Annotated in this window: 22 protein-coding genes; 7 read left to right on the top strand and 15 right to left on the bottom strand. The window is 59.8% G+C overall.

What is annotated here, in order from left to right:
- Positions 1-233 precede the first annotated feature (233 nt).
- The 3 genes from choV to AC2A6O_RS20230 form a co-directional block, all read right to left on the bottom strand.
- Complete coding sequence (choV, locus tag AC2A6O_RS20220; RefSeq protein ID WP_162855062.1) at positions 234-1,262, bottom strand: choline ABC transporter ATP-binding protein; 1,029 nt, start codon at positions 1,260-1,262, stop codon at positions 234-236.
- An 11-nt stretch (positions 1,263-1,273) separates the two neighbouring features.
- A complete protein-coding gene (gene choW, locus AC2A6O_RS20225; protein WP_148585392.1) occupies positions 1,274-2,119 on the bottom strand; it encodes a choline ABC transporter permease subunit in 846 nt (281 codons plus the stop codon).
- 77 nt (positions 2,120-2,196) lie between these two features.
- On the bottom strand, positions 2,197-3,141 hold the full coding sequence (locus AC2A6O_RS20230) for a choline ABC transporter substrate-binding protein (protein WP_498929753.1): 945 nt from the start codon (positions 3,139-3,141) through the stop codon (positions 2,197-2,199).
- Between the two features lie 364 nt (positions 3,142-3,505).
- On the opposite strand from AC2A6O_RS20230, the gene betI reads away from it, so the two are divergent.
- From betI to AC2A6O_RS20250, 4 genes are all read left to right on the top strand, one after another.
- Positions 3,506-4,108, top strand: coding sequence for a transcriptional regulator BetI (gene betI / locus AC2A6O_RS20235; RefSeq protein WP_498929755.1), 603 nt, complete (start codon positions 3,506-3,508; stop codon positions 4,106-4,108).
- Between the two features lie 15 nt (positions 4,109-4,123).
- Positions 4,124-5,782: a choline dehydrogenase gene (gene betA / locus AC2A6O_RS20240; RefSeq protein ID WP_498929757.1), complete on the top strand. Its 1,659-nt coding sequence runs from the start codon at positions 4,124-4,126 to the stop codon at positions 5,780-5,782.
- A gap of 58 nt (positions 5,783-5,840) precedes the next feature.
- Positions 5,841-7,304, top strand: coding sequence for a betaine-aldehyde dehydrogenase (gene betB, locus AC2A6O_RS20245; protein ID WP_498929759.1), 1,464 nt, complete (start codon positions 5,841-5,843; stop codon positions 7,302-7,304).
- A gap of 290 nt (positions 7,305-7,594) precedes the next feature.
- The gene (locus AC2A6O_RS20250; protein WP_498929761.1) at positions 7,595-8,878 is read left to right on the top strand and encodes an adenylate/guanylate cyclase domain-containing protein; all 1,284 of its coding nucleotides are present in this window, start codon (positions 7,595-7,597) and stop codon (positions 8,876-8,878) included.
- A gap of 158 nt (positions 8,879-9,036) precedes the next feature.
- Here AC2A6O_RS20250 and hemP read toward each other — a convergent pair whose 3' ends face one another.
- From hemP to kynB, 10 genes are all read right to left on the bottom strand, one after another.
- Complete coding sequence (gene hemP, locus AC2A6O_RS20255) at positions 9,037-9,252, bottom strand: hemin uptake protein HemP (protein ID WP_148585635.1); 216 nt, start codon at positions 9,250-9,252, stop codon at positions 9,037-9,039.
- 511 nt (positions 9,253-9,763) lie between these two features.
- Positions 9,764-10,228: an iron-responsive transcriptional regulator RirA gene (gene rirA, locus AC2A6O_RS20260; RefSeq protein WP_148585398.1), complete on the bottom strand. Its 465-nt coding sequence runs from the start codon at positions 10,226-10,228 to the stop codon at positions 9,764-9,766.
- Positions 10,229-10,329: 101 nt separating this feature from the next.
- A complete protein-coding gene (locus AC2A6O_RS20265) occupies positions 10,330-11,397 on the bottom strand; it encodes a LacI family DNA-binding transcriptional regulator (RefSeq protein ID WP_498929764.1) in 1,068 nt (355 codons plus the stop codon).
- A gap of 292 nt (positions 11,398-11,689) precedes the next feature.
- On the bottom strand, positions 11,690-12,868 hold the full coding sequence (locus AC2A6O_RS20270) for a BaiN/RdsA family NAD(P)/FAD-dependent oxidoreductase (RefSeq protein ID WP_498929766.1): 1,179 nt from the start codon (positions 12,866-12,868) through the stop codon (positions 11,690-11,692).
- Positions 12,869-13,196: 328 nt separating this feature from the next.
- Entirely contained in the window at positions 13,197-14,402 is a 1,206-nt protein-coding gene (locus tag AC2A6O_RS20275; RefSeq protein WP_148585401.1) for an ABC transporter substrate-binding protein, read from the bottom strand.
- 92 nt (positions 14,403-14,494) lie between these two features.
- A complete protein-coding gene (locus AC2A6O_RS20280; protein WP_498929768.1) occupies positions 14,495-15,481 on the bottom strand; it encodes a branched-chain amino acid ABC transporter permease in 987 nt (328 codons plus the stop codon).
- A 15-nt stretch (positions 15,482-15,496) separates the two neighbouring features.
- Positions 15,497-16,369: a branched-chain amino acid ABC transporter permease gene (locus AC2A6O_RS20285; protein ID WP_148585403.1), complete on the bottom strand. Its 873-nt coding sequence runs from the start codon at positions 16,367-16,369 to the stop codon at positions 15,497-15,499.
- A gap of 5 nt (positions 16,370-16,374) precedes the next feature.
- The gene (locus AC2A6O_RS20290; protein ID WP_148585404.1) at positions 16,375-17,082 is read right to left on the bottom strand and encodes an ABC transporter ATP-binding protein; all 708 of its coding nucleotides are present in this window, start codon (positions 17,080-17,082) and stop codon (positions 16,375-16,377) included.
- Complete coding sequence (locus tag AC2A6O_RS20295) at positions 17,079-17,849, bottom strand: ABC transporter ATP-binding protein (protein ID WP_148585405.1); 771 nt, start codon at positions 17,847-17,849, stop codon at positions 17,079-17,081. The genes AC2A6O_RS20290 and AC2A6O_RS20295 overlap by 4 nt, the downstream gene beginning before the upstream one ends.
- Before the next feature lie 71 nt (positions 17,850-17,920).
- Positions 17,921-18,550 carry an arylformamidase gene (kynB, locus tag AC2A6O_RS20300; protein ID WP_162855047.1) on the bottom strand — a complete coding sequence of 210 codons (630 nt, stop codon included), beginning with the start codon at positions 18,548-18,550 and terminating at the stop codon, positions 17,921-17,923.
- Positions 18,551-18,975: 425 nt separating this feature from the next.
- On the opposite strand from kynB, the gene AC2A6O_RS20305 reads away from it, so the two are divergent.
- Positions 18,976-21,054 carry a putative bifunctional diguanylate cyclase/phosphodiesterase gene (locus AC2A6O_RS20305; protein WP_148585406.1) on the top strand — a complete coding sequence of 693 codons (2,079 nt, stop codon included), beginning with the start codon at positions 18,976-18,978 and terminating at the stop codon, positions 21,052-21,054.
- On the opposite strand, the gene kynU is transcribed toward AC2A6O_RS20305, so the two are convergent.
- Positions 21,047-22,267 carry a kynureninase gene (kynU, locus tag AC2A6O_RS20310; protein ID WP_498929772.1) on the bottom strand — a complete coding sequence of 407 codons (1,221 nt, stop codon included), beginning with the start codon at positions 22,265-22,267 and terminating at the stop codon, positions 21,047-21,049. The two genes, AC2A6O_RS20305 and kynU, sit on opposite strands and share 8 nt — an antisense overlap.
- A 247-nt stretch (positions 22,268-22,514) precedes the next feature.
- Here kynU and AC2A6O_RS20315 point away from each other — a divergent pair, with 247 nt between their 5' ends.
- Together AC2A6O_RS20315 and AC2A6O_RS20320 are read left to right on the top strand one after the other, a co-directional pair.
- Complete coding sequence (locus tag AC2A6O_RS20315) at positions 22,515-23,909, top strand: L-serine ammonia-lyase (RefSeq protein WP_498929774.1); 1,395 nt, start codon at positions 22,515-22,517, stop codon at positions 23,907-23,909.
- Positions 23,910-23,991: 82 nt separating this feature from the next.
- Positions 23,992-24,396 (top strand): MAPEG family protein, encoded by a 405-nt coding sequence (locus tag AC2A6O_RS20320; RefSeq protein WP_148585409.1) that lies wholly within the window; start codon positions 23,992-23,994, stop codon positions 24,394-24,396.
- On the opposite strand, the gene AC2A6O_RS20325 is transcribed toward AC2A6O_RS20320, so the two are convergent.
- Entirely contained in the window at positions 24,397-25,014 is a 618-nt protein-coding gene (locus AC2A6O_RS20325) for a GntR family transcriptional regulator (RefSeq protein ID WP_148585410.1), read from the bottom strand.
- Positions 25,015-25,039: the final 25 nt, after the last annotated feature.

Below are 25,039 nucleotides of genomic sequence, written 5' to 3' on the forward strand. Positions count from 1 at the left end.
AACGGGGCCTTGCGGCCCCGTTTTTTGTTCTGTTTTGCGGCTTGGCAGCCAATTCTCTAATACGCTTGCCCGCAGTCTAATATCCGTCCTCATCCTGAGGAGGACCTTCAGGTCCGTCTCGAAGGATGGGCCGCACGCACCGAACAAGCCGCCCACCCTTCGAGACAGCGCTTACGCGCTTCCTCAGGATGAGGGCCACCGGGTTGAACCGCCTTCGTTTTGCCCCGCATGCCTTACGCCATGCAGTCCAGCAGCTCCTTCTCGCCGATGACGCCGACAATGGAGCCTTTTGCCTTCACGACAACGGGATCCTTGCTGGATCTTTTCAGCTTTGCGACTTCGCGGACCGAGGCTTCGGTTTCGCAGGTCAGGCCGCTGGCGAGCGAGCCCGGCAAGCTGCCGGGGGGCACCATGATGTCGCGTGCGCGCAGCACGTTCAGCGGGTTCATGTGGCTGACGAATTCGGCGACATAGTCTGTTGCCGGTGACTTGACGATCTCCTGCGATGTGCCGAGCTGGATGACGCGCCCGCCTTCCATGATCGCGATGCGCGAACCGATCTTGGCCGCTTCATCGAGGTCGTGGCTGACGAAGATGATCGTCCGGTTGAGTTCCTTCTGCAGATCAAGCAGCTCGTCCTGAAGCTTGTCGCGGATGAGCGGATCGAGAGCCGAGAACGGTTCATCCATCAGCAGAAGCGGTGCATCGGTCGCAAACGCACGGGCCAGGCCGACACGCTGCTGCATGCCGCCGGAAAGTTCGTGGACGTGCTTTTCGCCCCAGCCGTTCAGGCCGACCAGCTTGAGCTGGGCCTCGACCTTGGCCGCCCTCTCCTTGGCCGGCATGCCGGCCAGCTCCAGGCCGAAGCCGACATTCTCCGCCACCGTGCGCCACGGCAGAAGACCGAATTGCTGGAACACCATGCCTATCCGGTGCCGGCGGAGTTCGCGCAGGTCGTTTTCCGGGCAGGTTTCGGGATTGACGTAGCGTGCGCCGTCATGAACCTGCACTTCGCCCCGGATGACCGGGTTAAGGCCGTTCACGGCACGAAGCAGCGTCGACTTGCCCGAGCCCGACAGGCCCATCAGCACGATCACTTCACCTTCGTAGATGTCGAAGGTGGCACCGGCAACACCCAGAATCTGACCGGTCTCTGCCTGGATTTCCTGTCGGGTCTTGCCGGCGTCAATCAAAGGCAAGGCCGAACGGGGCTTTTCGCCGAAGACGATGTCGACTTCCTTGAAGGAGACGACAGGCATCATGGTTGTATCGCTCATTTCTTGTTGCCTCCTGACGGTGTGCGGAAGAAACGGTCGAGAACGATGGCGATCAGGACAATGCAGACGCCCGCCTCAAAGCCGAGCGCGACGTTTGCCGTATTCAGCGCACGCAGCACCGGAACCCCGAGACCGTCGGCAGCAACAAGCGCGGCGATCACGACCATCGACAGGGACAGCATGATTGTCTGCGTCAGCCCCGCCATGATCTGCGGCATGGCGTAGGGCAATTCGATTTTCCAGAGCATCTGGGAATTCGTCGCTCCGAACGCCTTGCCGGCTTCCAGGAGCGAGGTTGGCGTTGACGACACGCCGAGCTGCGTGAGCCGGATTGGCGCGGGAATGGAAAAGATCACCGTTGCGATCAGGCCCGGCACCATGCCGAGCCCAAACAGAATGAGCGCAGGGATCAGGTAAACAAAGGTGGGCAGCGTCTGCATCAGATCGAGTATGGGACGCAGAACCGCGTAAAAGCGCGGATGATGTGCTGCAAGAACGCCGGTCGGCACACCGATAGCCATGCAGACAAGCGTGGAGGCGATGACCAGGGCCAGGGTTTCCGTGGTCTCTTCCCAGTACCCCTGATTGATGATGAGCAACAGGGCGACCGCCACAAGGGCTGCAAACGATATTGTGCGGTGAACGAAATAGGCCAGCGCGACGAAAATGGCGACCATCACCAGAGGATGCGGTGCCTGGAGCACCCACAGGATCCCGTCGATGATCGTCAAGAGGAAGGCGGAAATTCCGTCGAACAACCAGTAAGCGTTGTCGGTAAGCCAATCGACCCCGGCTTTCGCCCAACTGCCGATCGGGATCTTTTCTTCAGTCAGCCACTCCAACGTGAGCCCCCTTGTGAAACCTGTTGCCACCAAAAAGAACGCCGTCGCGAGCGACGGCGTTCACTTCACAAGAGACGTTAAAGTCCAAGAGCGCTCTTGACGGCTGCGAAGCTGTCGCCGCCATCAAAGGTCTTCACGCCGACGAGCCAGTTTTCGAAGGTAGCCGGATGCTCCTTCAGCCAGGCGGCTGCCGCCTTGTTGGGATCCTCGCCATCGGTCAGGATCGCGCCCATGATCTCGTTTTCCATCGGCAACGAGAATTCCAGGTTCTCCAGCAGCTTGCCGACATTCGGGCATTCCTGAACGTAACCGGCACGCACATTGGTGTAGACGGTTGCGCCGCCGTAGTTCGGGCCGAAAATGTCATCGCCGCCTTCAAGATACTTCATGTTGAAGTTGGCGTTCATCGGGTGCGGTTCCCAGCCGAGGAAGACGATGTCCGCGTCGCGGCGGTTCGCGCGGGCGACCTGCGCCAGCATGCCCTGCTCGGAGGATTCCACCACTTCGAAGCCTTCCAGGCCGAAGAGGTTTTCATCGATCATGCCGATGATCAGGCGGTTGCCGTCGTTGCCCGGCTCGATGCCATAGATCTTGCCGTCGAGATCCTCCTTGAACTTGGCGATGTCCTGGAAGCTCTTCAGGCCTTTTTCATAGGTGTAATCCGGAACGGCCAGCGTGTATTTCGCGCCTTCCAGATTGGCACGGACCGTTTCGACGGAGCCGTCCTCACGGTAATTCTTGATGTCGCCTTCCATGGTCGGCATCCAGTTGCCGAGGAAGACGTCGATGTCCTTGTTCTTGAGCGACGCATAGGTCACCGGCACGGACAGGAGCTTGACGTCCGGCGTGTAGCCGAGTGCTTCCAGCACGACTGAGGTTGCGGCAGTGGTTGCCGTGATGTCGGTCCAGCCGACGTCGGAGAAGCGAACCGTCTGGCAGCTTTCCGGATCGTTTGCCAAGGCGGTTCCCGTGAGCATCAGCCCGAGCGCCAGGCCTCCAGCGAGTTTCGCTGCAATTTTCATGTGTATGCCTCCTGTGGAAAGTCTGATTTCTTGTTCTTCTGCGGTGCGAAGGGTGTCTTTCAGGTTCTAACGCCCTCAGTTTCCCCTGCCCACAGCCTGACTAACTTAGATCCAAACATCCACCGGAAAAATTTGCAAGTTTTCATTGATTGATTGATCAATTAAAAATAAAACCTGAGTGTGAGATGAACCAGGCAAGGGTCCGGAAAAGGCTGTGGGGGAGGCTAGTCCTTCGCCTTGACGCAGTTGCACGATGACCGTGACGATCGGAACCCGGATTTGTGCTTGGCCGGATTTGCCATCGTCAGACTATCGGTCGAAAAGCTGATCTGAATTCTTCTCTCACCCTGTAATGGAGGTCGAAATGCCCAAGGTCGGAATGGAAGCAGAGCGGCGGCGCAGCCTGATTGACGCCACGGTCGATGCCATACACGAACGTGGCTACAGCGATGTAACCATGGCGCAGATCGCCAAGCGGGCGGGTGTCTCCGGCGGACTTGTGCATCACTATTTCGGTTCCAAGGACCAGTTACTGGCCGCCACGATGCGCCATCTGCTGACCGAACTCGGCCTCGCCATCCGCGAAAACCTCAGAAAGGCGGAAACTCCGCGTGCACGGATCTCCGCAATCATTTCCGGCAACTTTTCGGTCGATCAGTTTCGCCCGGCGGTGATCGCGGCCTGGCTCGCCTTCTACGTCCAGTCGCGCACCACCGACAGCAACAGCCGTCTTCTGAACATCTATGCCGCGAGGCTCGCCTCGAACCTGACCCACAACCTGCGGGCCTTCATGCCCCAGGACGACGCCCGGCGCATTGCCGAGGGTACCGCATCCATGATCGACGGGGTCTGGATCCGGCAAGCGCTGCGCGACGGCAAGACCGACCGCGCGGCCGCCATCGCCCTGGTCGAAGACTATGTGGAAACCCAGATTGCCGTCCACGAAGGGCGCAACAGCAAGAATTGAGCAACTAGGACCAACATGAGCGACCAGTTCGACTTCATCATTGTCGGGGCAGGATCCGCCGGCTGCGCCCTGGCGTATCGCCTGTCGGAAGACCCGAACAACAGGGTGCTTGTGCTGGAATTCGGCGGAACGGACGCCGGTCCGCTGATTCAGATGCCGGCTGCCCTGTCCTACCCGATGAACATGCCGCTCTACGACTGGGGCTATGTCAGCGAGCCGGAACCGCACCTCGGTGGCCGGCGTCTGGCCACACCGCGCGGCAAGGTTATTGGCGGGTCGTCTTCCATCAACGGCATGGTCTATGTGCGTGGCCACGCCTGCGACTTCGACACCTGGGAAGAGATGGGCGCGAGCGGCTGGGGCTATCGCCACGTATTGCCTTACTACAAGCGCCAGGAACACAGCCATGGTGGCCAGGAGGGCTGGCGCGGGACCGAAGGTCCGCTGCATGTCCAACGCGGCACGAAGTGGAACCCGCTGTTCGACGCCTTCAAGACCGCTGGCGAACAAGCCGGATATGGCGTGACCGCCGACTACAACGGTGAACGTCAGGAAGGCTTCGGCGACATGGAAATGACGGTCCATCGCGGCCGCCGCTGGTCCGCCGCCAACGCCTATCTGAAACCGGCCCTCAAACGTGGCAACCTGACCCTGGTGAAGGGCGCCCTGGTGCGCCGGGTCCTGATCGAGGACAATCGCGCAGTCGGCGTGGAATTCGAAACCGGCAGTGAGGTCCGCGAAGCCAGGGCCGCCCGCGAGGTGATCCTGTCGGCTTCCTCTATCAACTCGCCGAAGATCCTGATGCAGTCGGGCATCGGCCCGGCGGCACATCTGGCTGAAATGGGGATCGATGTCGTGGCCGACCGGCCCGGCGTTGGCGCCAACCTTCAGGACCATCTGGAGCTTTATCTTCAGCAGGCCTGCACCCAGCCGATCACGCTCTACAAACACTGGAACCTCATCTCCAAGGCGGTGATCGGGGCGCAGTGGCTGTTCCTGAAACAGGGTCTCGGCGCCTCGAACCAGTTCGAGAGCTGCGCCTTCATCCGCTCCAAGGCTGGCGTGAAATATCCGGACATCCAGTATCACTTCCTGCCCTTCGCCGTGCGTTACGACGGCCAGGCCGCCGCGGAAGGCCATGGCTTCCAGGCCCACGTCGGGCCGATGCGGTCCAAGTCGCGCGGCCGGATCAAGCTGACCTCCAGCGATCCCAAGGCCAAGCCGTCGATCCTGTTCAACTACATGTCTCACGAAGACGACTGGGAAGACTTCCGGACCAGCATTCGTCTGACCCGCGAGATCTTCGGCCAGGAAGCCTTTGCTCCCTATCGCGGCAAGGAGATCCAGCCGGGAGATAAAGTGCAAAGCGATGAGGAGCTCGACGGCTTCATTCGCGAACACGTGGAAAGCGCCTATCACCCCTGTGGCACCTGCCGGATGGGGGCCAAGGACGATGCCATGGCCGTGGTCGATCCGGAATGCCGGGTCATCGGTGTCGATGGCCTGCGTGTCGCCGACAGTTCCATCTTTCCGCAAATCACCAATGGCAATCTGAATGCGCCCTCGATTATGGTCGGGGAAAAGGCATCGGACCATATTCTGGGCAAAACCCCGCTTCCCGCGTCAAACCAGGAACCGTGGATCCACCCGGAGTGGGAAACAAGCCAACGCTGACCTCTGGCACAGCAGATCACTGACAAACCAGGGCAGACACAAATCAAGGAGCCAACCCATGCGCGCCCAACCGCAAGCGTCCCATTATGTCGGCGGCTCATATGCCGAGAGCCAGAGCGGCACACCTTTCGACTCGCTGTATCCTGCAACCGGTGAAGCGATTGCCCGGCTTTACGCCGCCGACGATGCGGTGATCGAAGCAGCCATCCGTTCCGCCCGCGAGGGTCAGAAGATCTGGGCGGCAACGCCTCCTGTCGAGCGCGGCCGCGTGCTGCGCCGGACGGCAGAGATCCTGCGCGAGAAAAACCGGGACCTTTCCATTCTGGAAACGCTGGACACCGGCAAACCCTTGCAGGAAACCCTCATCGCTGACGCTGCCTCCGGGGCCGACTGCCTGGAGTATTTCGGCGGCCTGGCGGCGACACTCACCGGCGAGCACATCGATCTGGGCGGCTCCTTCGCCTATACCAAGCGCGAACCGCTCGGCATCTGCTTCGGCATCGGCGCCTGGAACTATCCGATCCAGATCGCGTGCTGGAAATCCGCCCCGGCCCTTGTTTGCGGCAACGCCATGATCTTCAAGCCGTCGGAAGTCACCCCGCTGAGCGCCCTGAAGCTGGCGGAAGCCTTTACCGAAGCCGGTCTGCCGGACGGCGTCTTCAACGTGTTGCAGGGCTTTGGCGACGTCGGCGCGAAGCTGGTGGCCCACCCGGCCATCGCCAAGATTTCCCTCACCGGCTCCGTTCCCACGGGTGCAAAGGTGGCAGCGCTTGCGGGCGAACACCTGAAGAAGACAACGCTGGAACTTGGCGGCAAGTCGCCGCTGATCGTCTTTGACGACGCGGATATTGAAAACGCCGTTTCCGCCGCCATCAACGCCAACTTCTACTCAACCGGTCAGATCTGCTCCAACGGCACGCGTGTGTTCGTTCACGAAGCAATCAAGGAAGCCTTCCTGAAGCGGCTGGCGGAACGCACGGCCAAAGCGGTGCTGGGTGATCCCTTGGACGAGGAAACCAACATCGGCCCGCTGGTTTCCAAACAGCATCTCGACAAGGTGCTCCACTACATGCAGATCGGCCAGGAAGAAGGCGCGCGTCTGGTCTGTGGCGGCGGCACGGCCTCGGTCTCCAGCTTCCCGGATGGCTATTTCGTGCAGCCCACCGTCTTTGCCGACGTGAAGGACGACATGCGCATTGCCCGCGAGGAGATTTTCGGCCCGGTGCTGAGCGTTCTCGACTTCACGGATGAGGACGATGTCGTCGCACGCGCCAATGACACGGAATTTGGTCTTGCCGCAGGCGTTTTCACCAAGGACATTCAGCGGGCACACCGGGTGATCGACCAACTGCAGGCCGGCACGTGCTGGATCAACACCTACAACCTGACCCCGATCGAAATGCCTTTCGGCGGCTACAAGAAGTCGGGCATCGGCCGCGAAAACGGCCATGCGGCAATCGAATACTACAGCCAGACCAAGAGCGTTTACGTGGAAATGGGTGGTGTCGAGGCGGCGTTTTAACGCGGCACCTTGCCAACCCTTTGACTCAGCCCTCTCCTCCGGGGAGCCGCAAACGCGGCTCCTCAGGTTAAGAAGAATGTGCTGAAGGTCAGCCAGTGTGTGCCATAATCCAACCTCATCCTGAGGAAGCGCGCAGCTCTGTCTCGAAGGATACATCAATCTTGGCGTTCTCCCGTTCGCCCGTTTCTCCCGAGTCGTGCGAACGCATTTTCTACCAATCGGTATTTTGCCGATTGAATTTTGATCGTCGGCGCCCGAGATATTAGTTTAATCCGTGTCACGGAGCCCCGATGAACAAAGCTTTCCTGGATCCCGCCCCGCGCAGCTATGCGCCCCATGTCTATCTGATTGCCCGCTCCCGGCGGGGGCCTTCCTGTGCGCCGGAAACACTCAGTATCGAGCAACTGAATTCGTGGTTGCTGCACGAGGCAACACGGATCGACAATGTCATGCTGATGTTCGAGGAGTTCATGTGGCGCTGCAAGGCCGCCGGCATTGCCTTTGACCGGGCAACGCTGCACATCGGGACGCTTCATCCCCGCGTCGTCGGCTTTTCCTGGGTGTGGAACAGCCAGGACAAGTTCTGCGACGAGGTGGCCGCAGACGCAAATGCGTCAAAATCTGAAGCCTTCACCCGCAATCCGCTGTCTCACGTCATAAACGAAGGCCAGATCATCAGGGTCGATCTGGAAAGTGACGAGGGCGCGAATTCCGCACCCTTGATGCGTGAACTCGCCGATCAGGGTTACACGGCCTATATCGCCTTGCCGCTCAGTTCCTCGCACGAAAAACACAATGCCATGACCCTGGCGACCCGCAAGCCAGGAGGCTGGTTGCCGGAGGAAAAAGATCCGATCCGCAACCTGATCGATCTGCTGGCACTCCATATCGAGCGCCACATCGTCCAGCGGATTGCCCGCAATGTTGCCGAGACCTACCTCGGACCCATTGCAGGGCAGCGCGTGCTGGACGGTGAGATCAAGCGCGGCGACGGTGAGGCGATCACGGCCGTTGTCTTCATGGCCGACATGCGCGGCTTCACCCAACTGGCCGACAGGCTCAGCGGGCCGGAAGTCACCTCAATTCTCAATGCCTATTTCGACCGGGTGTCGGATGCCGTGCTCAACCACGGTGGGGATATCCTGAAGTTCATGGGCGACGGCATTCTTGCCGTGTTCGATCAGAAAACACTCGGCGAAAAGGCAGCAGCCAATGCGGCGATGAAGGCTGCCAAGGCAGCACTTAAGGCTATCGACGCGTTGAACCGCAATCCGCCCGAAGAGCTTCCGGATCCGGTTTACTGGCATCCGCTGAAGATCGGTATTGGCCTTCATAGGGGAGAAGTCTTTTTCGGCAATGTTGGCGGCGAAGAACGGCTCGACTTCACCGTGATTGGACGCGCGGTCAATGAGACCAGCCGCGTGGAATCCCTTTGCAAGCCCCTCGGTCGCGCTCTGCTTCTGACAGAACCTGTGCGGAACGCTCTGTCCGGCGACCTTCAGACCGACCTGAGCGCCATGGGCGAACACGCCCTGCGCGGTGTCGGCAAACCTGTGGCGATTTTCGGAGCCTGAGTTCGACCAATTTTACCTGGAGTGACTGGTACGCCACGCGCGTCGCCCTCCACTTTTGTGGGAGCGAGGAGCGGTGGAGGTCCTTGCTGAGAGGCATCGCGGTTCAGCCCCTTCCCCAACCCTTCCCCACAAGGGGGAAGGGACCACGGCCGGGAAAATCACTTCGTCAAAATCAGTTTGCCCTGCTTGGTGATGGACAGACGGTAGGTTTCGTTGTTGTGGCGGATCTCGATCTGGCGCTGACCGCTGAACAGGTCGCGGGTATCGAGTTCCGATTTCGTCTCGCGTGGCGGCTTTGCCGCAAAGGCGCGCGAGGCGCGGCTGCTGGAACCCAGGGAGAGGCGGTGCTTCTGGCTGTTGGCGGTCGGTGTCATAGCGCGCATTCGGTCCTTGGCCTTTTTTCGCTCCTGAAACTGGTCAAATTTCAGCTTGTTAAAGGAGCAGTGGGACATCGAAATTAAAAGATGAGTTTCCAACTCAACTTTATACTTGACACTCATACTCAAGTTTTCCTATCAAGGCAATGCCTGATCGAAACGGAACCGGAAATCGCGTCCTCTGGTTTCGGACTAGACAGGCCCTCCGGGAGACCGGAGTGACAAATGCCAGGCCAGCCAACCGCCCTCTCCTCTCCCTCAGCGGCAAGCCAGCCCGGCCTTTTCTTAAGTCCCCGCCCGCGCATGATGCGTGCCGTGACCGACCTTTCCCCGACATGCTGAAACAGATCGACCCGCAGCGAGAGCCTGCGTCAGCTTCTCCTTGCGCCAGAGGCCTCTCTTCCAGCCGGCGACCCGGGCCATCACTCGCTGAACTTCCCCTAGCCCAAACAAAAAAGGCGCCGACCGGTTGGTGGCGCCTTCGAAATCTTGACGTGCCGGGAAACCCTTACGCGTTGGCCGCGATCGGAGTCTTGGTCATATCGATCTTCAGGAGATCGCGCATGCCGAAGCGGTCTTCCGATAGGTCGGCAATCGATTTGCCGTCCAGCACTTCCATGAACGCTTCCAGCGCCTCATGCAGCAGGCCGTTGAAGCCGCAGGACATGATGAGCGGGCAATCCTTGCGGCCGCTGTCGAAACATTCCGCAAGCAGGAAGCTCTCTTCAGCGGCGCGGACGACCTCGCCTACCGAAATATTCTCTGCCGGGCGTGCCAGCATGACCCCGCCGTTCCGGCCACGAATGGTCTTGATCAGATTTGCATCGACCAGGACTTTCATGATCTTGAACAAGTGGGTTTCAGACATGTCAAAGCTGGCCGCGATATCCGCGACCTTGCTCGGTTTGTCGGGGTTCACGGCGCAGTACATCAGCGCGCGAACGGCATAGTTTGTCTGTTGTGTCAAACGCATGCATTAGATATGAGGCGCGCGCCCTGAAAGGTCAATTCAAAATTTGAATGTAGGAGGAGACTTTTTGCCAGAATCGGCCAAAAGCTGCGCTGACAACGCCTTCAGGCAGGCTGCCCGGCGGGTGCGGAAGGCTCCAGATCGCCGGGCAGATTGTCCTTCATAAACACATCAATGCCGATACGTTCTTGCCCTTCGATGATCGCAGCGCCGTCGCAGAGCGCCTTCAACACACGGATAGCGCTGCGGATTTCGTGTCCGGGGTCCTGGGCAATCACGGCATCAAGCACATCGTCCAGCAACGCTTCACGCGTGTAGGGCGTCAACTCGTGACCGACAAAGACAATGTCCTGACTACGGCCGCTTTCCTTCAGGGCCGCAATCGTGCCCCTGTTGCCCGCGCCGATATTGTAAAGCCCGGCAAGATCCGGATGTTCTGCCAGGAGCTTTCGCATCAGGTCGGCGTTGCGGGCGTTATCGTCCCTGCCCTCACGCACCTTCAACAATTCCAGATGAGGAAAGTCTTTTTCGATGACATCCCGGCAGCCCTGATAGCGCTCGGCGTGGTCGCGAAGGCCGAGTGAGCCTGCAATGATCCCTATCTTGGCCGGCACCCTGGGCAGGAAACGGCCGAGCAACCGCCCGGCGGTGCGCCCGGCGGCCACATTGTCGATACCGACGAAATGCCGGCGGGAAGAGGACGGATGATCGGAAACCAGCGTGACCACGGGCACGCCCCGGTCCTGCAGCCGGTCGATGGCGGCCTGAACTTCGGGAAACACAGGCGCGACGACCGCGACACCGTCGCACTGCGACCGATCGAGGATCGCCAGCGTGCCGGCCACCCGGTGGCCGTCGAAGGCGTCGATAGGCTCCACATGCACATGCATGCGGTCGGCGCTCATGGTTTCGGCGTGAGACAGCGCTTCGCGGGTCAGGTCTTCCATGAAGGCGTTCGGGCCATTGGGAATGAGGAAGTGCAGACGATAGACCCGTTTCTTGGCAAGACCCGCGGCAAAGACATCCGGCTTGTAATTCAGCGCATCGACCGCCTGCCGCACCTTTTCGATGGTGACCTTGCGCACCCCCGGCCGGCCGTTCAGCACACGGTCAACAGTCGCCAGGCTGACGCCAGCCGTTTCGGCCACATCGTGAATGGTTACGCGCTTCATTCATCCCCCCGAACGACAACCACAAGCCGCTCTCTTTCACCCAGGCGCAGCCCTTTGCTCGTCTCCGCGCGGACCACCAGGCCGATGCTGAAGAACGGGCCGCGTGTTCCGGCGTTTGCCGCCCATCCTTCGAGACAGCCCTGAAGCACCTTCTCAGGAAAAGGAACAACACGGTCACGGCGAAAGGACGGCCTGGAGCCAAACCTTCTTTCGGGCCACTATACCCGGCTCTGAGGGGCGGTCATCAAAAAATGCTGCGCCGCGCAAATCTCTTCCCCGAAAGGATACGCTGTCAGGCCACCTGACCGGCGGCATGGCCCGACGACCAGGCCCACTGAAAATTGAAGCCGCCCAGATGGCCAGTGACGTCGACCACCTCGCCAATGAAATAGAGCCCGGGCACCTTCGTGCTCTCCATGGTCTTGGAGGAGAGTTCCTTCGTGTCGACCCCGCCCAGGGTAACCTCCGCCGTGCGATACCCCTCGGTGCCGACCGGTGTGAGCTGCCAGTGGTTCAACTGTTCGGCCGCCCGGCGCAGAACTTTGTCCGACTGGTCAGCAAGGCGGCCTTTCAGGGTAAAAGCCTGCGACAGTTCATCGGCCAGCCGGTTGGGCAGCAGTCCGCCGAGCGCCGTCTTCAGGTCCTGTTTCGGGTTGTCCTTGCGGGCGCCTCGCAAGGCTTCGAAAACATCGGCCTCCGGAGACAGGTTCACCGAGATCGGCTTGCCCTCCTGCCAGTAGGACGAGATCTGCAGCACCGACGGACCGGACAGACCCCGGTGGGTGAAGAGCAGGCCTTCGCGAAACGATGTCTTTTGAAAGGAAACGACCGCATCCACCGAAATCCCGGCAAGCCGGCCGCACAGCTCCTTGTTGGCATCGGAAAAGGTCAGAGGCACCAGCGCCGCGCGCGGGGCAATGACATTGTGGCCGAAGCGCCTGGCCAGATCGTACCCGAAGCCGGTCGCGCCCATCTTCGGGATCGACGGCCCGCCGGTCGCCACCACAAGCGATGCTGCTCGCAACGGCCCCTTGGAGGTTGAGACGGAGAACCGGTCGTCCGGTTTTTCAATCGCCTTGATTTCCGTCTCCAGCTGCAAGGTGCCCCCGGCCGCTTCCAACTCGGCGAGCAGCATGCGGATGATGTCCCTGGCGCTGTCGTCGCAAAAGAGCTGGCCGAGTGTTTTTTCGTGCCAGGAAATCCGGTGCTTTTCGACCAGTTTCAGGAAGTCCTGCTGGGTGTAGCGCTTCAGCGCCGAGACACAGAACCTGGGGTTCTGCGACAGAAAATTAGCCGGCGAACAATGGATGTTGGTAAAGTTGCAGCGCCCCCCGCCGGAAATGCGGATCTTCTCCGCCGGTTTCCCGGCATGGTCGACCACGAGCACCTTGCGCCCACGCTTCGCCGCCTCAATCGCACACATCAACCCGGCGGCACCACCACCAAGCACAAGAACATCCAGATCACGCATGGCGAGGTGTATAGCGGGAAAATCGGGACGGGGTAAGGGAGACCTCAGTTTGTTTTCTCTGCTCCTCCGTCATTCCGGACAAGTGCAGCCAAAGCTGCGCACCGATCCGGAACCCAGCACATAAGCGTGAGCGTGAGCGAACACTTCTTGAAAAGAAAGAGAACCAGCCACGCTTACGCGCGAAATATGTCTGGATTCCGGATCTGCTTTCGGCTCTGCTTCACTTGTCCGGAATGACCGCGATGGAGGATTGCATGGCTTCTCAAACCAAAAAACCGGCGGCCCTTTAGAGCCGCCGGTTTCATTCAAACACTTCTTGTGAAGTCGTTTATTTCATTTCGGTCAGGACTTCGAAGCCGTTGGTGCCGACTTCCCACAGGGCGTAGGTGCCCGGAACGTCGCCATTGGCGTCGAAGTTCTGGTCGCCGGCTGCGCCCTTGTAGTCGATGGCCTTGCCGGCTGCGATCAGTTCCTTGGCCTTCTTCCACTCGCCCGGACGGATCGGTTCGCCTTCGCCGTTGGAGACTTCGGCCATGGCCGCTGCAACATCTTCCTTCTTGCCGCCGGCCTTTTCGACCGCCAGTGCCAGCAGGAACGCCGCGTCATAAGACGTGGTGGCAAAGATCGCATCCGGATCGCCGCCGATGTTCTTGAAATCTTCGTTGAAGATATCGAGCGAAGCGGACTGTTCGCCAACCGGAGAAGACGCCACGAAGGTGCCGAGGTTTTCGACGCCCAGTTCGTTGATCACCGCTTCGGACTTCATGCCGTCGCCGCCGACGAACTTGTCAAAGAACCCGTTTTCCAGAGCCTGACGCAGAATGGTGAGGCCGGTGCCATCGCCGTAGTCGAAGATCACCAGCGTGTCAGCGTCGCCCTTGGCAAGTTCGGCCAGGTTGGAACGATAGGAGGCCTTGCCTTCTTCGTGCGCTGCGAACTGGGTGACTTCGCCGCCGAGTTCATCGACGAATTCCGCCTTGAACGCGTTGGCAAGACCGGTGCCATAGTCGTTGTTGAGGTAAGCAACAGCGACCTTCTCGTAGCCTTGATCCTTCAGGGTACGTGCCAGCGCACGGCCCTGATAGTCATCGGACGGCACGGTGCGGAAGACGGTGCCCTTGTCATCGAGCGTGGTGATTTCCGGCGACGTGCCGGACGGCGTGATCATGGTGATACCGGCCGGGATGGTGACCGAACCGGCAGCGGCCAGCACCGCACCCGAGCAGTGCGGGCCGACAACGCCGATGACACCTTCGATGTTGACGGCCTTGGTTGCGGCGTCGGTGCCGTTCTGCGGGTTACAGGCACTGTCGCCGACAACACCGACCAGCTGTTCGCCATCGCCGATACCGCCTTGCTCGTTGACCTGCTGGAAAGCGAGCTGTGCTGCATCGATCATGGCCGGAGCCATGGCTGCGATCGGGCCGGAAATGCCGCCGAGCAAGCCGATCTTGACGTCGGCCTTTGCCGGTACGGACGCCAGCGCGGTTGCGGTCATCAGACCGGCAGCGAGTGCGAGAATCTTGGTTTTCATCAAAGTACCTCCTCAATAGTCCGGTCTTCGCCGGGGCTTTGGTTTTTCGAGGCTCGGCCTCCCGAAACGGAAAGCTAGCCTGAGGAACGGATCTAGGTGTGATCCGCACCGGATCTCTTTGCGCGCCGGTCGCCTCTCAGAGGCTCCGGCAGCAGGCCTTCGGGACGGAAGCGTAGCACAAGCTGCAGCATCAGACCGATCAGGAACAGACGGATGTATTTCGCCTGGATCGCGTATTCCGTGGGCAGCCGGTCGGTGGCAATTTCCGACATGGACCAGATGATCCAGACCACCGCCGCCCCCAGAATGGCCCCACGGTTGTTGCCGCTGCCGCCCAGGATCAGCATGATCCAGACCAGAAAGGTTGCCACCATCGGGTCGATGGCTTCCGGGGTGATGGAGCGGTTGAAATGCGCAAACAGCGCTCCGCCCAGGCCCATCAGCGCCGAGCCGAAGATGAAGGCCTGCAGGCGGCGGAACTCGACATCCTTGCCCATGGCCTTGGCCGCGCCTTCATTGTCGCGAATGGCGCGCATCATACGGCCCCAGGGGGCGTTGAACTGACGTTCCACCAGCACATAGGCAGCCACCAGCACAACGACCACGATGGCAAGATAAGCTGCCTGCGATGCCAGATAGGCGGTTTCCTGCGCCAGGGACGGAAACTCTGTCGCCGGACGCGGAATGCCGGAGATGCCACGCGCGCCATTGGTCAGCACCGCTTCGGACTTGACCACCAGACGAATGATTTCCGCAATGCCGATGGAGGCAATCGCCAGATAGTCGGAGCGGAACCGCAGACAGATCTTGCCGATGGGCCATGCCACCAGCGCAGCGGCAAGCATCGCACCGATCCAGCCGACGAAGAACGGCATCTCGAAGCCGCCGATGCGCCCGTCGGCATATTCCGTCGTCAGCACGGCGGACGTATAGGCGCCAACCGCGAAAAATCCGGCGATGCCTGCATTGAAAAGGCCCGCAAAGCCCCACTGAATGTTCAGCCCAAGCGCCAGCAAGGCATAAATGCCGATGAAGATCGCCATGAAGATGGCGTAGTTGAGAAGACCGAGATATTCCATTTTCTCTACCTCCCCTTACAGCACTTTACCCTTGAGCAGCCCGGTGGGCCGCACAAGCAGCATGAACAACAGGATGGCGAAGGCCATCGCGGCCTTGTACTCGCTCGGGATCACCAGCACCGACAGCTCTTCGGCAATGCCGACGATGAGCCCGCCAAGCACGGCGCCCTCGATCCGGCCGACCCCGCCCAGAATGGCCGCGGCGAACATCGGCAGCAACATCTGCCAGCCCATCATCGACTTCAGCTCCGTATTGAGCCCGAGAAAGACGCCGGAGGCCGCACAAAGACCACCGGCAATTATCCAGGTGAGCATCACGACCTTCTTGTTGTCGATGCCCGAAAGCAAAGCGAGATTTGGGTTGTCCGACATGGCACGCATCGCCTTGCCCCATTTGGAGCGCGTCAGGAACAGCTGCAGCCCGCCGACGAGCACGATCATGGCAATGAACGTCAGGATTTCGCGGTCGCGGATGCGCAGGCCGAAATAGTTTTCCGGACGGACAATACCACGCGAATAGGTTTCGGTATCGACACCCCAGACCACCTGCACCACGGCACGGATCATCAGGGCGATACCCAGAGAGGCCATCACGGTGACGATTTTCGGCCGTTCGCGCAGATGTTCGTAGAACACCTTGTCGATGCCGACAGCAACGGCGGCGGTTGCGATAATGGCAATCGGCAGGGCCAGCAGCGGCGAAACGCCAAGGCCGGTGACAACTGCCAGCGCAATGAAGGCGCCAAGCGTCGCCAGGTCGCCATGCGCCAGATGGGCATAGCGCAAAATGGCGAAGATCAGCGTGATGCCAACGGCGCCGAGCGCATAGATCGAGCCGAGCACGATGCCCGGAATGACGTAGAAATTGATGAGTTCCAGAAATTCCATACCGCTCAGCCCCCCAGGAACATTTCGGCGACTTCACGGTCGGCCAGAAGATCGGCTCCGCTGCCTTCGTGGCGGTTCTTGCCGGCGGCCAGAACGTAGCCCCGGTCCGCAAAGGCAAGTGCCTGCTTGGCATGCTGCTCCACCAGAAGAATGGCGACACCCGTGTCACGCACATCCCGGCAGATCTGGAAGATCTGTTCCATGTATTTGGGCGAAAGCCCGGCGGTCGGCTCATCAAGAAGAAGAAGCTTCGGGTCGAGCATCAAGGCCCGGCCCATGGCCACCATCTGGCGCTGCCCGCCCGACAGGGAGCCGGCAAGCGTCTTGCGGCGCTCCTTCAGGTCCGGAAACAGGGTGTAGACCCGGTCATAGGCTGCGCTGAGGTCACCCTTTTTCAGGAACCCGCCCATTTCCAGATTCTCGTGGATCGACATCTCACGGAAGATGTTGTCGACCTGCGGCACGTAGCAGATCCCGCGCTGGACAATGCGGTTGGGCGCCCACACGGTAATGTCGTCACCGTCGAACAGCATGCGGCCGGCGCGAATGGTCAGCAGGCCGAAAACGGATTTCATGGCCGTGGACTTGCCCGCACCATTCGGGCCGACAATGACGACGATCTCGTCCGGGTCCACATGCAGGGAAACGTCCTCAAGAATGTCGGCGTCACCGTAGCCCCCGGTGATACCCTCCATGGAAAGAAGCGCTGTCATGCGGCATCTCCCGTGGTCTCGCCCAGATAGGCTTCCAGCACCTGCGGATTGGACCGCACGGTCTGGAAGTCGCCCTGGATCAGCACCCGGCCCTCGGCCATGCACACGACGGGATCGCAGAGTTTCTCGATCATTTCCATATCGTGTTCGATCAGGATGAACGTGTAGCCACGCTCCTTGTTCAGGATCTCGATCTTGGTTTCGAGCTTGCGCAAAAGCGTGCGGTTGACGCCGGCCGCCGGTTCATCCAGCAGCACAAGCTTGGCATCCGTCATCATGGTGCGACCCAGTTCCAGAAGCTTCTTCTGGCCGCCGGACAGATTGCCGGCCAGCTCGTGCGCCACGTGGCTCAGTTCCAGAAACGCCAGGGTTTCGTATGCCTTTTTCTCGACCTCGGCTTCGGCCGCTTTCACCCGCCCCCAGGCGAACCAATTGGAAAACAGGCTTTCACCCGGCTGCGCCGGCGGCACCATCATCAGGTTCTCCAGGGTCGTCAGCTTGTGAAATTCATGGGGGATCTGAAAGGTCCGCACCAGTCCCTTATGGAACAGCTCATGGCTGGCCAGGTTGGTGACATCCTCCCCCAGAAACCGGATCCGGCCGCTTGTCGGCTGCAGCGCCCCTGCGATCATGTTGAAAAGCGTTGTCTTGCCGGCCCCGTTCGGGCCAATCAAGCCGGTAATACTGCCTTCATCGACACGGAACGAGCAGCCATTCACCGCCCTGAATCCGCTAAAATCCATCACGAGCTGATCAAGCTCCAGCATTCACGCTCCTTGCCGCTCCCCACGGTCAGCCTTTTTCTTAATTCTCCGCCGCGCACTCCCGTTTCCCGGGATTAGCGGAGCGGGCGCAAAATGGCCCGAACCGGCGAGGCGTCCAGACCTTCTAACTTCATTGGCAGCGCAATCAACTCATAATCACCGGGTTCCACCGCAGAAAGAGCAAGATTTTCCAGAATGAGCATGTCACGGGAACATGCAATCCTGTGACTGGGCAAGTTTTCGGAAGTATCCGGATCGACTGAGGGCACATCTACACCAATCAGCTTCACCCCCTTGTCCGCCAGCAGGGTCATTGTTTCCGGCGCCAGAGCCCTGAACCCCTCAGGCCAAACCGTCACGTCCCGCTCATCGGCGAGCCGCACAAGCACGCGCGGCGGACAGTCCTCCAGTGAAGCCTCCAGGTCTGCGGGCTGGCAGAGCGGACCGGGTCCGCGCGACTCAAGAAGTCGCGCCGGACCGATGAACTCGTGCAGGTCGATCTGGTCGATCGAGCGTCCGTTTGCATCGTAGTGCAGCGGTGCATCGGCATGGGCACCGCAATGGCTTGACATGGAGAACTCGCCAACGTTCACCGGACTGTCTGCCGAGATCCTCGCTGTCCATGATCTGCGGTAGGGCGCATCGCCTGGATAAACCGCAATTCCCGGCCGTACCGGCGGCGTGATGTCAAAGAGATCCGTCACATTACCTATCCTGCTGGAATCATTTGCAACGTTTCGAACGTTGGGAAACAATCATGGCGTTCAAGTGTTTTACTACGGAATGAATACATTTGCGAGAAATCGGCAACCGCCACAACCCTTTCGGGAAATACCTTTTCCCGACATCGAAAACACCAGTAACCGTATGTAAATTCTCGCAAAAAGCAGTTCGTGAACTTGCTATGTCTGTTTTCAACCGGCAGGCAACTACAATCAGGAACAGAAAGCGTCAGCATATCGCGTTAAGTTTGTCAGCGATTTTTTCGATTTTAAATTGAATGATTTATTCGCGTTCCATACACTTAAGCAGAGTCACGAAGTCACGTTGCCGGACACGAACCGATGGCCTGAGCCGTCAAAAGATCTGATGTTGATTGCGTTCACCCTGGAGAACGACCCTGTCACATATGTCCGACCTTTCCCAGACGCAGCGGGTAACCGAGCAAAAGAAAGCGTCCCCTACCTTTATTCCTGCAGACGGCAAGGTGGATCAGGATCTGATCTTTTCTATTTACGACCGTCTCGACACCGGCATCTGGGTTTTCGATTTCGATGAAAAATGTATTCTCTGGGCCAATCGCAAGGCGCTAGAATTTACCGGTGCCGATTCACTGGAAGAATTGCGGTCACGCGACATGGGCTCGGACATGTCGCATTCCGTGGCACAACGTCTGCGCCAGTACCAGCAGGACTTCACCAAACACGATGTGAGCTTTTCGGAGATCTGGACCCTCTACCCAAAGGGCAAGGCGGAGGTTCTGCAAGTCGTCATGAGCGGCATCCGGCTGAATGACGGGCGCATGGCGCTTTTGTGCGAAGGCCGCCCGCATCACGAGCAACAGCCGGAAACGCTGCGCAGCGCCGAAGCGCTGATGCATACCACGGTGATGATTTCGCTTTTCTCCGAAGATGGACACCCGCTGTATCGCAACACGGCTGCCAGGGCCGCCTGCACCGATCTTGAGTGCACCTTGTGGGATCATTTCATCGACAAGGCTCTCGCCCGGAAGGTGATGAGTGTGCTGAGCGACAAGGCCAACACCAAATTCGTGGCGGAAGTGCTCACATGCGACGGTTTGCGCTGGCACGAAATCACTATCCGCCGCTGCCACGACGCCGTGTCAGGCAAGCCCGCCTTTCTGTTGAGCGAGATCGACGTCACCGAGCTTCATCAGACCAAGGAACGCGCACAATATCTTGCCAGCCACGACGCTCTGACAGGTCTGTCGAACAGGACCTACTTGAAAGAGCGTCTGATGCAGGTGAAGCAGAGAGCGCAGGAAAACGATCTGATCGCGACGCTCTATCTTGTGGATCTGGACGACTTCAAGATGGTCAACGATACGCTTGGCCATGCGGCAGGCGACCATCTCTTGCAACTTGTCGCCACCAGGCTGAAGGAGTTGGCGGGTCAAAACGATATCGTTGCGCGCCTTGGCGGCGACGAGTTTCTGATTTGCCATCTGTCTTCGCCCGAAAGCCCGCGCCCGGACTGGTTCGGCCAGGCCCTTCTGCAGGCCTTTGCCACGCCGCAAATGATTGAAGGCAAACCCCGACATGTCGGGCTGAGCATCGGCTACGTCCATTATCCCATGGACGGCAGCGATATCGATGAGCTCATGCGTCATGCGGACCTTGCGCTTTACCAGGCCAAGTCGGATCGCAAGCACAAATGCGTCCGCTACAAGGAATTCATGCGCAAGCTTCGGGACAAGCACCTGTCCCTGAAGAAGGATCTTGAACGCGCGATCCGCGCGAATGAGTTCCTCCTTTATTATCAGCCGATCGCCTGTACCCGTAGCCAGCGGATTGTCGGCGCCGAGGCGCTGCTGCGCTGGCAGCACCCCGAAAAGGGGTTGGTCGGCCCTGACGACTTTATATCGGTTGCCGAGGAAACAGGTCTCATCAACGAGATCGGCACCTGGGTCAGCCGCAACGTCGCGGATATGCAGTCCCGGCTCAAGCTGCTCGATGTTTCCGTTCCACTGTCGATGAATGTTTCCCCCAAGCAGTTGTCTGACCCGAAATTCCTTACCTGCATGGAGAACCTGCCGAAGGAAAAGGCCTGCAACGCGAGCGAAATCTCTCTGGAAATCACCGAAAGCGTTCTGCTTGGCGATATTCCGCATGCCTATGAGACCCTGATGAAGCTCAAGGCGGCCGGCTACCGGATCGTCATTGACGATTTCGGCACCGGCTATTCGAACCTGGCCTATCTGCACAACTATCCGATCGACGGCATCAAGATCGACCGGATGTTCATGAACGACATCGCCACGGGTGGAGCCATCGTCCGGCTGATCCTGTCGCTGGCCTCCGCACTTGATGCCAGCGTCGTTGCCGAAGGGGTGGAAACCATCGAGCAACGAAGCTGGCTGTCGGAAAATGGCTGCAACCTCTTCCAGGGCTTCCTTTATTCCAGGCCGGTCCCGGAAGAGCAATTCATCGACATGCTTCAGGCCCAGGTCCGCGCCGCGGCTATGTAACCTTCGCGCGGGTCTTGAACTCCGGCCGGTTCCAGCTTTCCGTCTCCAGAATGTCTTTCAGAATGCCGACCGCATCGACAATGTCCTGATGCGACAGGTAAAGCGGTGTGAAGCCGAAGCGCATGACGTCCGGTGCCCGGAAGTCGCCGATCACGCCCCGGCTGATCAGCGCCTGCATGACGGCGTAACCTTCCGCGAAACGGAACGACACCTGACTGCCGCGGGCCTCCGGGTCGCGCGGGCTTGCAAGCTTCAATTGCGGACATTTGTCCTCGACTTCGGCGATGAACAATTCGCTGAGCGACACGGACTTGCGGCGGATGTTCGCCATGTCGACATCTTCGAACACATCGAGAGCCGCATGAAGACTTGAAAGCGCGAGGATGGCCGGGGTGCCGACCGTCATCCGGTTGATGCCGGATACGGGACGATAGTCGAGATCAAACGCGAACGGCGCCTCATGCCCCATCCAGCCGGTCATCGGCGACGTCACCTTGTCCTGAAGCTCGGGGGCGACGTAGAGAAACGCCGGCGCTCCCGGGCCGCCGTTGAGGTATTTGTAGCCGCATCCGATGGCGAAATCCGCGCCGGCACCGCTCAGATCAACCGGGATCGCACCTGCCGAGTGGGCAAGATCCCATATGGCAAGGGCACCGGCATCATGCGCCTTGCGGGTGATGTCCTTCATGTCATGAAGCCGGCCGGTGCGATAATCCACCTGGGTGAGCATCACCACCGCGACGTCCTCACCTATGGCCTCCTTGACCGCTTCCGGATCGACGACCTTCAGTTCGTACCCCTTGTCGAGCAACTCGGTCAGCCCGGACGCAACATAAAGATCCGTCGGGAAATTGCCGTTGTCGGACAGGATCACCTTCCGGTCCGGCCGCAAGGACAAGGCCGCGGAGAGCACCTTGAACACATTGATGGAGGTGCTGTCGCAGGCCACGACCGTTCCGGCCGGCGCGCCAATCAACTTGCCGATGCGGTCCCCCGTGCGGGTGGGCAGATCGATCCAGCTATGGGTGTTCCAGGCCCGGATCAGGCTGTTGCCCCATTCTTCCTTGATCACCTGTGCGATGCGATCGGGCACGTGTTTCGGCAGCACACCCAGCGAATTGCCATCCAGATAGATCACCCCGTCCGGGATCTGAAACGCCTGTTTTTTGGAAGCCAGATCATCTGCGATGTCGGCCGGGTGCTGCGAGGTCATGAGAAGCTCTTTTTTCAGATAGTTGCATTTGAAAGGAAGCCGAACGCTATCAAAGCGTCATTTCGCAAACAACTGTTTCCGCGAACCATTTGCTCCGGTTGGAAGCTGCACGGGAAAACGTCTGTTTCGGCGGTATGTCGCAAATAACACAAAATTGCCCGTTTGAATGGCGGCTTGGCGGGCGTTATCTGTTAGCGTGACCTGAAAGCACCGGTAGCCGGTGCATCTAATAACCGCGGTTCAAGAGATGTTCATCAGCGTCTTCGACATTTTCAAAATCGGCATCGGGCCGTCCAGTTCTCACACGGTTGGGCCGATGGTTGCCGTTCAGCGCTACCTTGACCGGGTGCGTGGCCTTTCTGGTGCGGAAAGCCGTGCGACACGCCTGACCGTCACCTTGCATGGGTCGCTGGCCTTCACAGGCAAGGGGCACGCCACGGACAAGGCCGTATGCCTCGGACTGCTCGGGGCGCGGCCGGATTCCATCGACCCGGATGAGGTCGACCCGATGCTGGAAGAGCTGGAGCAGACCAAAAGGCTGAAGATAGACGGTCTGCCCGAGCTGGCTTTCGAACCGTCGCGAGACGTCATTTTCGACTATGGCCCGCCGCTGGACCTTCATGCCAACGGCATGACGTTTCACCTGCTGGATGCAGCGGGCTCGGTCGTCGACACATTCGTCTATTACTCCATTGGCGGCGGTTTCGTGGTGAGCGAATCCGAGCTGCGCAAGACCAGCAATGAACCGGTCAACGAACTGGCCAAACAGGATGTGCCGTTCCCCTTTGCCAGCGCGAAGCAGATGCTGGAGATGGGCCGGGAAGCCGAGCTGTCCATTGCCGAGATGAAGCTGCAGAACGAATGCAGCGACAAACCTCAGGCAGAAGTGGAAGAAGGTATCGACCGGCTGTGGTCTGCCATGGATTCCTGCATCAACCGGGGCATCTCCCAGACCGGTATCCTGCCAGGTGGCCTGAAGGTGAAACGCCGGGCCGCCGACATCTATCAGAAGCTCATCCGCGAAGGCCGCACCAATCCGCGTTTCGAGCACAACGTGGTCGACTGGCTCGGCGTTTACGCGATGGCCGTCAATGAGGAGAACGCAGCAGGGGGACGTGTGGTGACAGCGCCGACCAATGGCGCTGCCGGGGTTATTCCCGCCGTGACCCGCTATTATCTCGATCACTGCTCCGGCGCCGATCAGGCCGGCATCCGTACCTTCCTGCTGACGGCAGCGGCCGTTGGCGGGATTATCAAGGCAAATGCCTCCATCTCAGGTGCCGAAGTCGGATGCCAGGGAGAAGTCGGTTCGGCCTCCGCCATGGCCGCCGCCGGTCTTTGCGCGGCCCTTGGCGGCACGAACGAGCAGATCGAGAATGCAGCGGAAATCGCTCTGGAACACCACCTCGGCATGACCTGCGATCCGATTGCGGGCCTCGTGCAGGTTCCCTGCATCGAGCGCAACGCCCTCGGCGCGGTCAAGGCGGTGACGGCGGCCTCTCTGGCGCTTCGCGGCGATGGGTCTCATTTCGTGCCTCTGGACGGCTGCATCGAGACAATGCGCCAGACCGGCATGGACATGATGGAGCAGTACAAGGAAACGTCAAAAGGCGGACTGGCCGTCAATATCGTCGAATGCTGATCCGCCGTTTTTCACTCGTCGTAAGCTGAACATACCCGGCGGCAACACCCTGCGCCGCCGGCTCTTCTTTCAAGGGAGCGATATGGCGCTTTACATCACTCCGCTTTTTGCGGGTCTTCTAACGCTGCTTTACATCTACCTGAGCATTCGGGTCATCGCTGTGCGCAAGAGCGAACGCGTCGGCCTGGGGGATGGTGGCCATAGCGGGCTGCAAAGACGCATGCGTGCCCACGGCAACTTTGCCGAATATGCCCCGCTCGCTCTGGTATTGATGTTGATACTGGAGCTGACAGGAACTGCCCACTGGCTGCTCTGGGCTCTAGGTCTGGCCCTGCTTGCCGGCAGAGCCCTGCACGCCTACAGCGTCAGTCAGGAGCCGGAGCCGCTGAAATTCCGGGTCGCGGGCATGGGTCTGACCTTCACTGTCCTTGCAGTTGCGGCGCTCACTCTGTTGCTGCAATCGGCAGGGTCGATTGTGAACGCCTGATCAGATCTGCTTCAGCCGTGTCTTGTGCGCATGGGCAATGTGAAGACGGGCGGCAGCTTCCGCGGCCGCACAGTTTCCTTCGGAAATCGCATCAACAATGGCGGCATGTTCTTCAACCGCCGTCTCGCGCCGCTCGGGCGTGTCCAGCGTGGTGCCCGCCATCAGGATGAGCGACAGGCGCAAGTGGTCGATCTGGTCGACCAGATAGCGGTTGTGCGACGCCAGGCACAGACGGCGGTGAAATTCGCGGTTGGAGCGTACGAGGCTGTCCTTGTCCGCAATGCGCTTACGGTCTGCCGTGACAAGGTCCTGCAGTATCTCCACCTCCGGCTTGGAGGCATGTTTGGCAGCAAGCCCGGCTGCGGTTCCTTCCAGAATTTCCCGCATGAAATAGACTTCGTTGATCTGGCCATGATCCAGTGTCGGCACAACCATGCCACGGTTGGGTTCATGCACGGCGAGACCCTGCGCCTCCAGCCGTTTCAACCCTTCGCGGATCGGCGTTCTGGACACACCGAATTCTTCCGCAAGATCGGCCTCGCGCAAGCGGTCGCCGGGTTTCAAGACCCGCTCTTCGATGAGGCCGATCAGCCGCCGGTAGATTTCAGATCCGTTCATGATGTCTGGTTAGCGGCAAGCACGG

The organism is Labrenzia sp. ATLA3 (genome assembly GCF_057180185.1).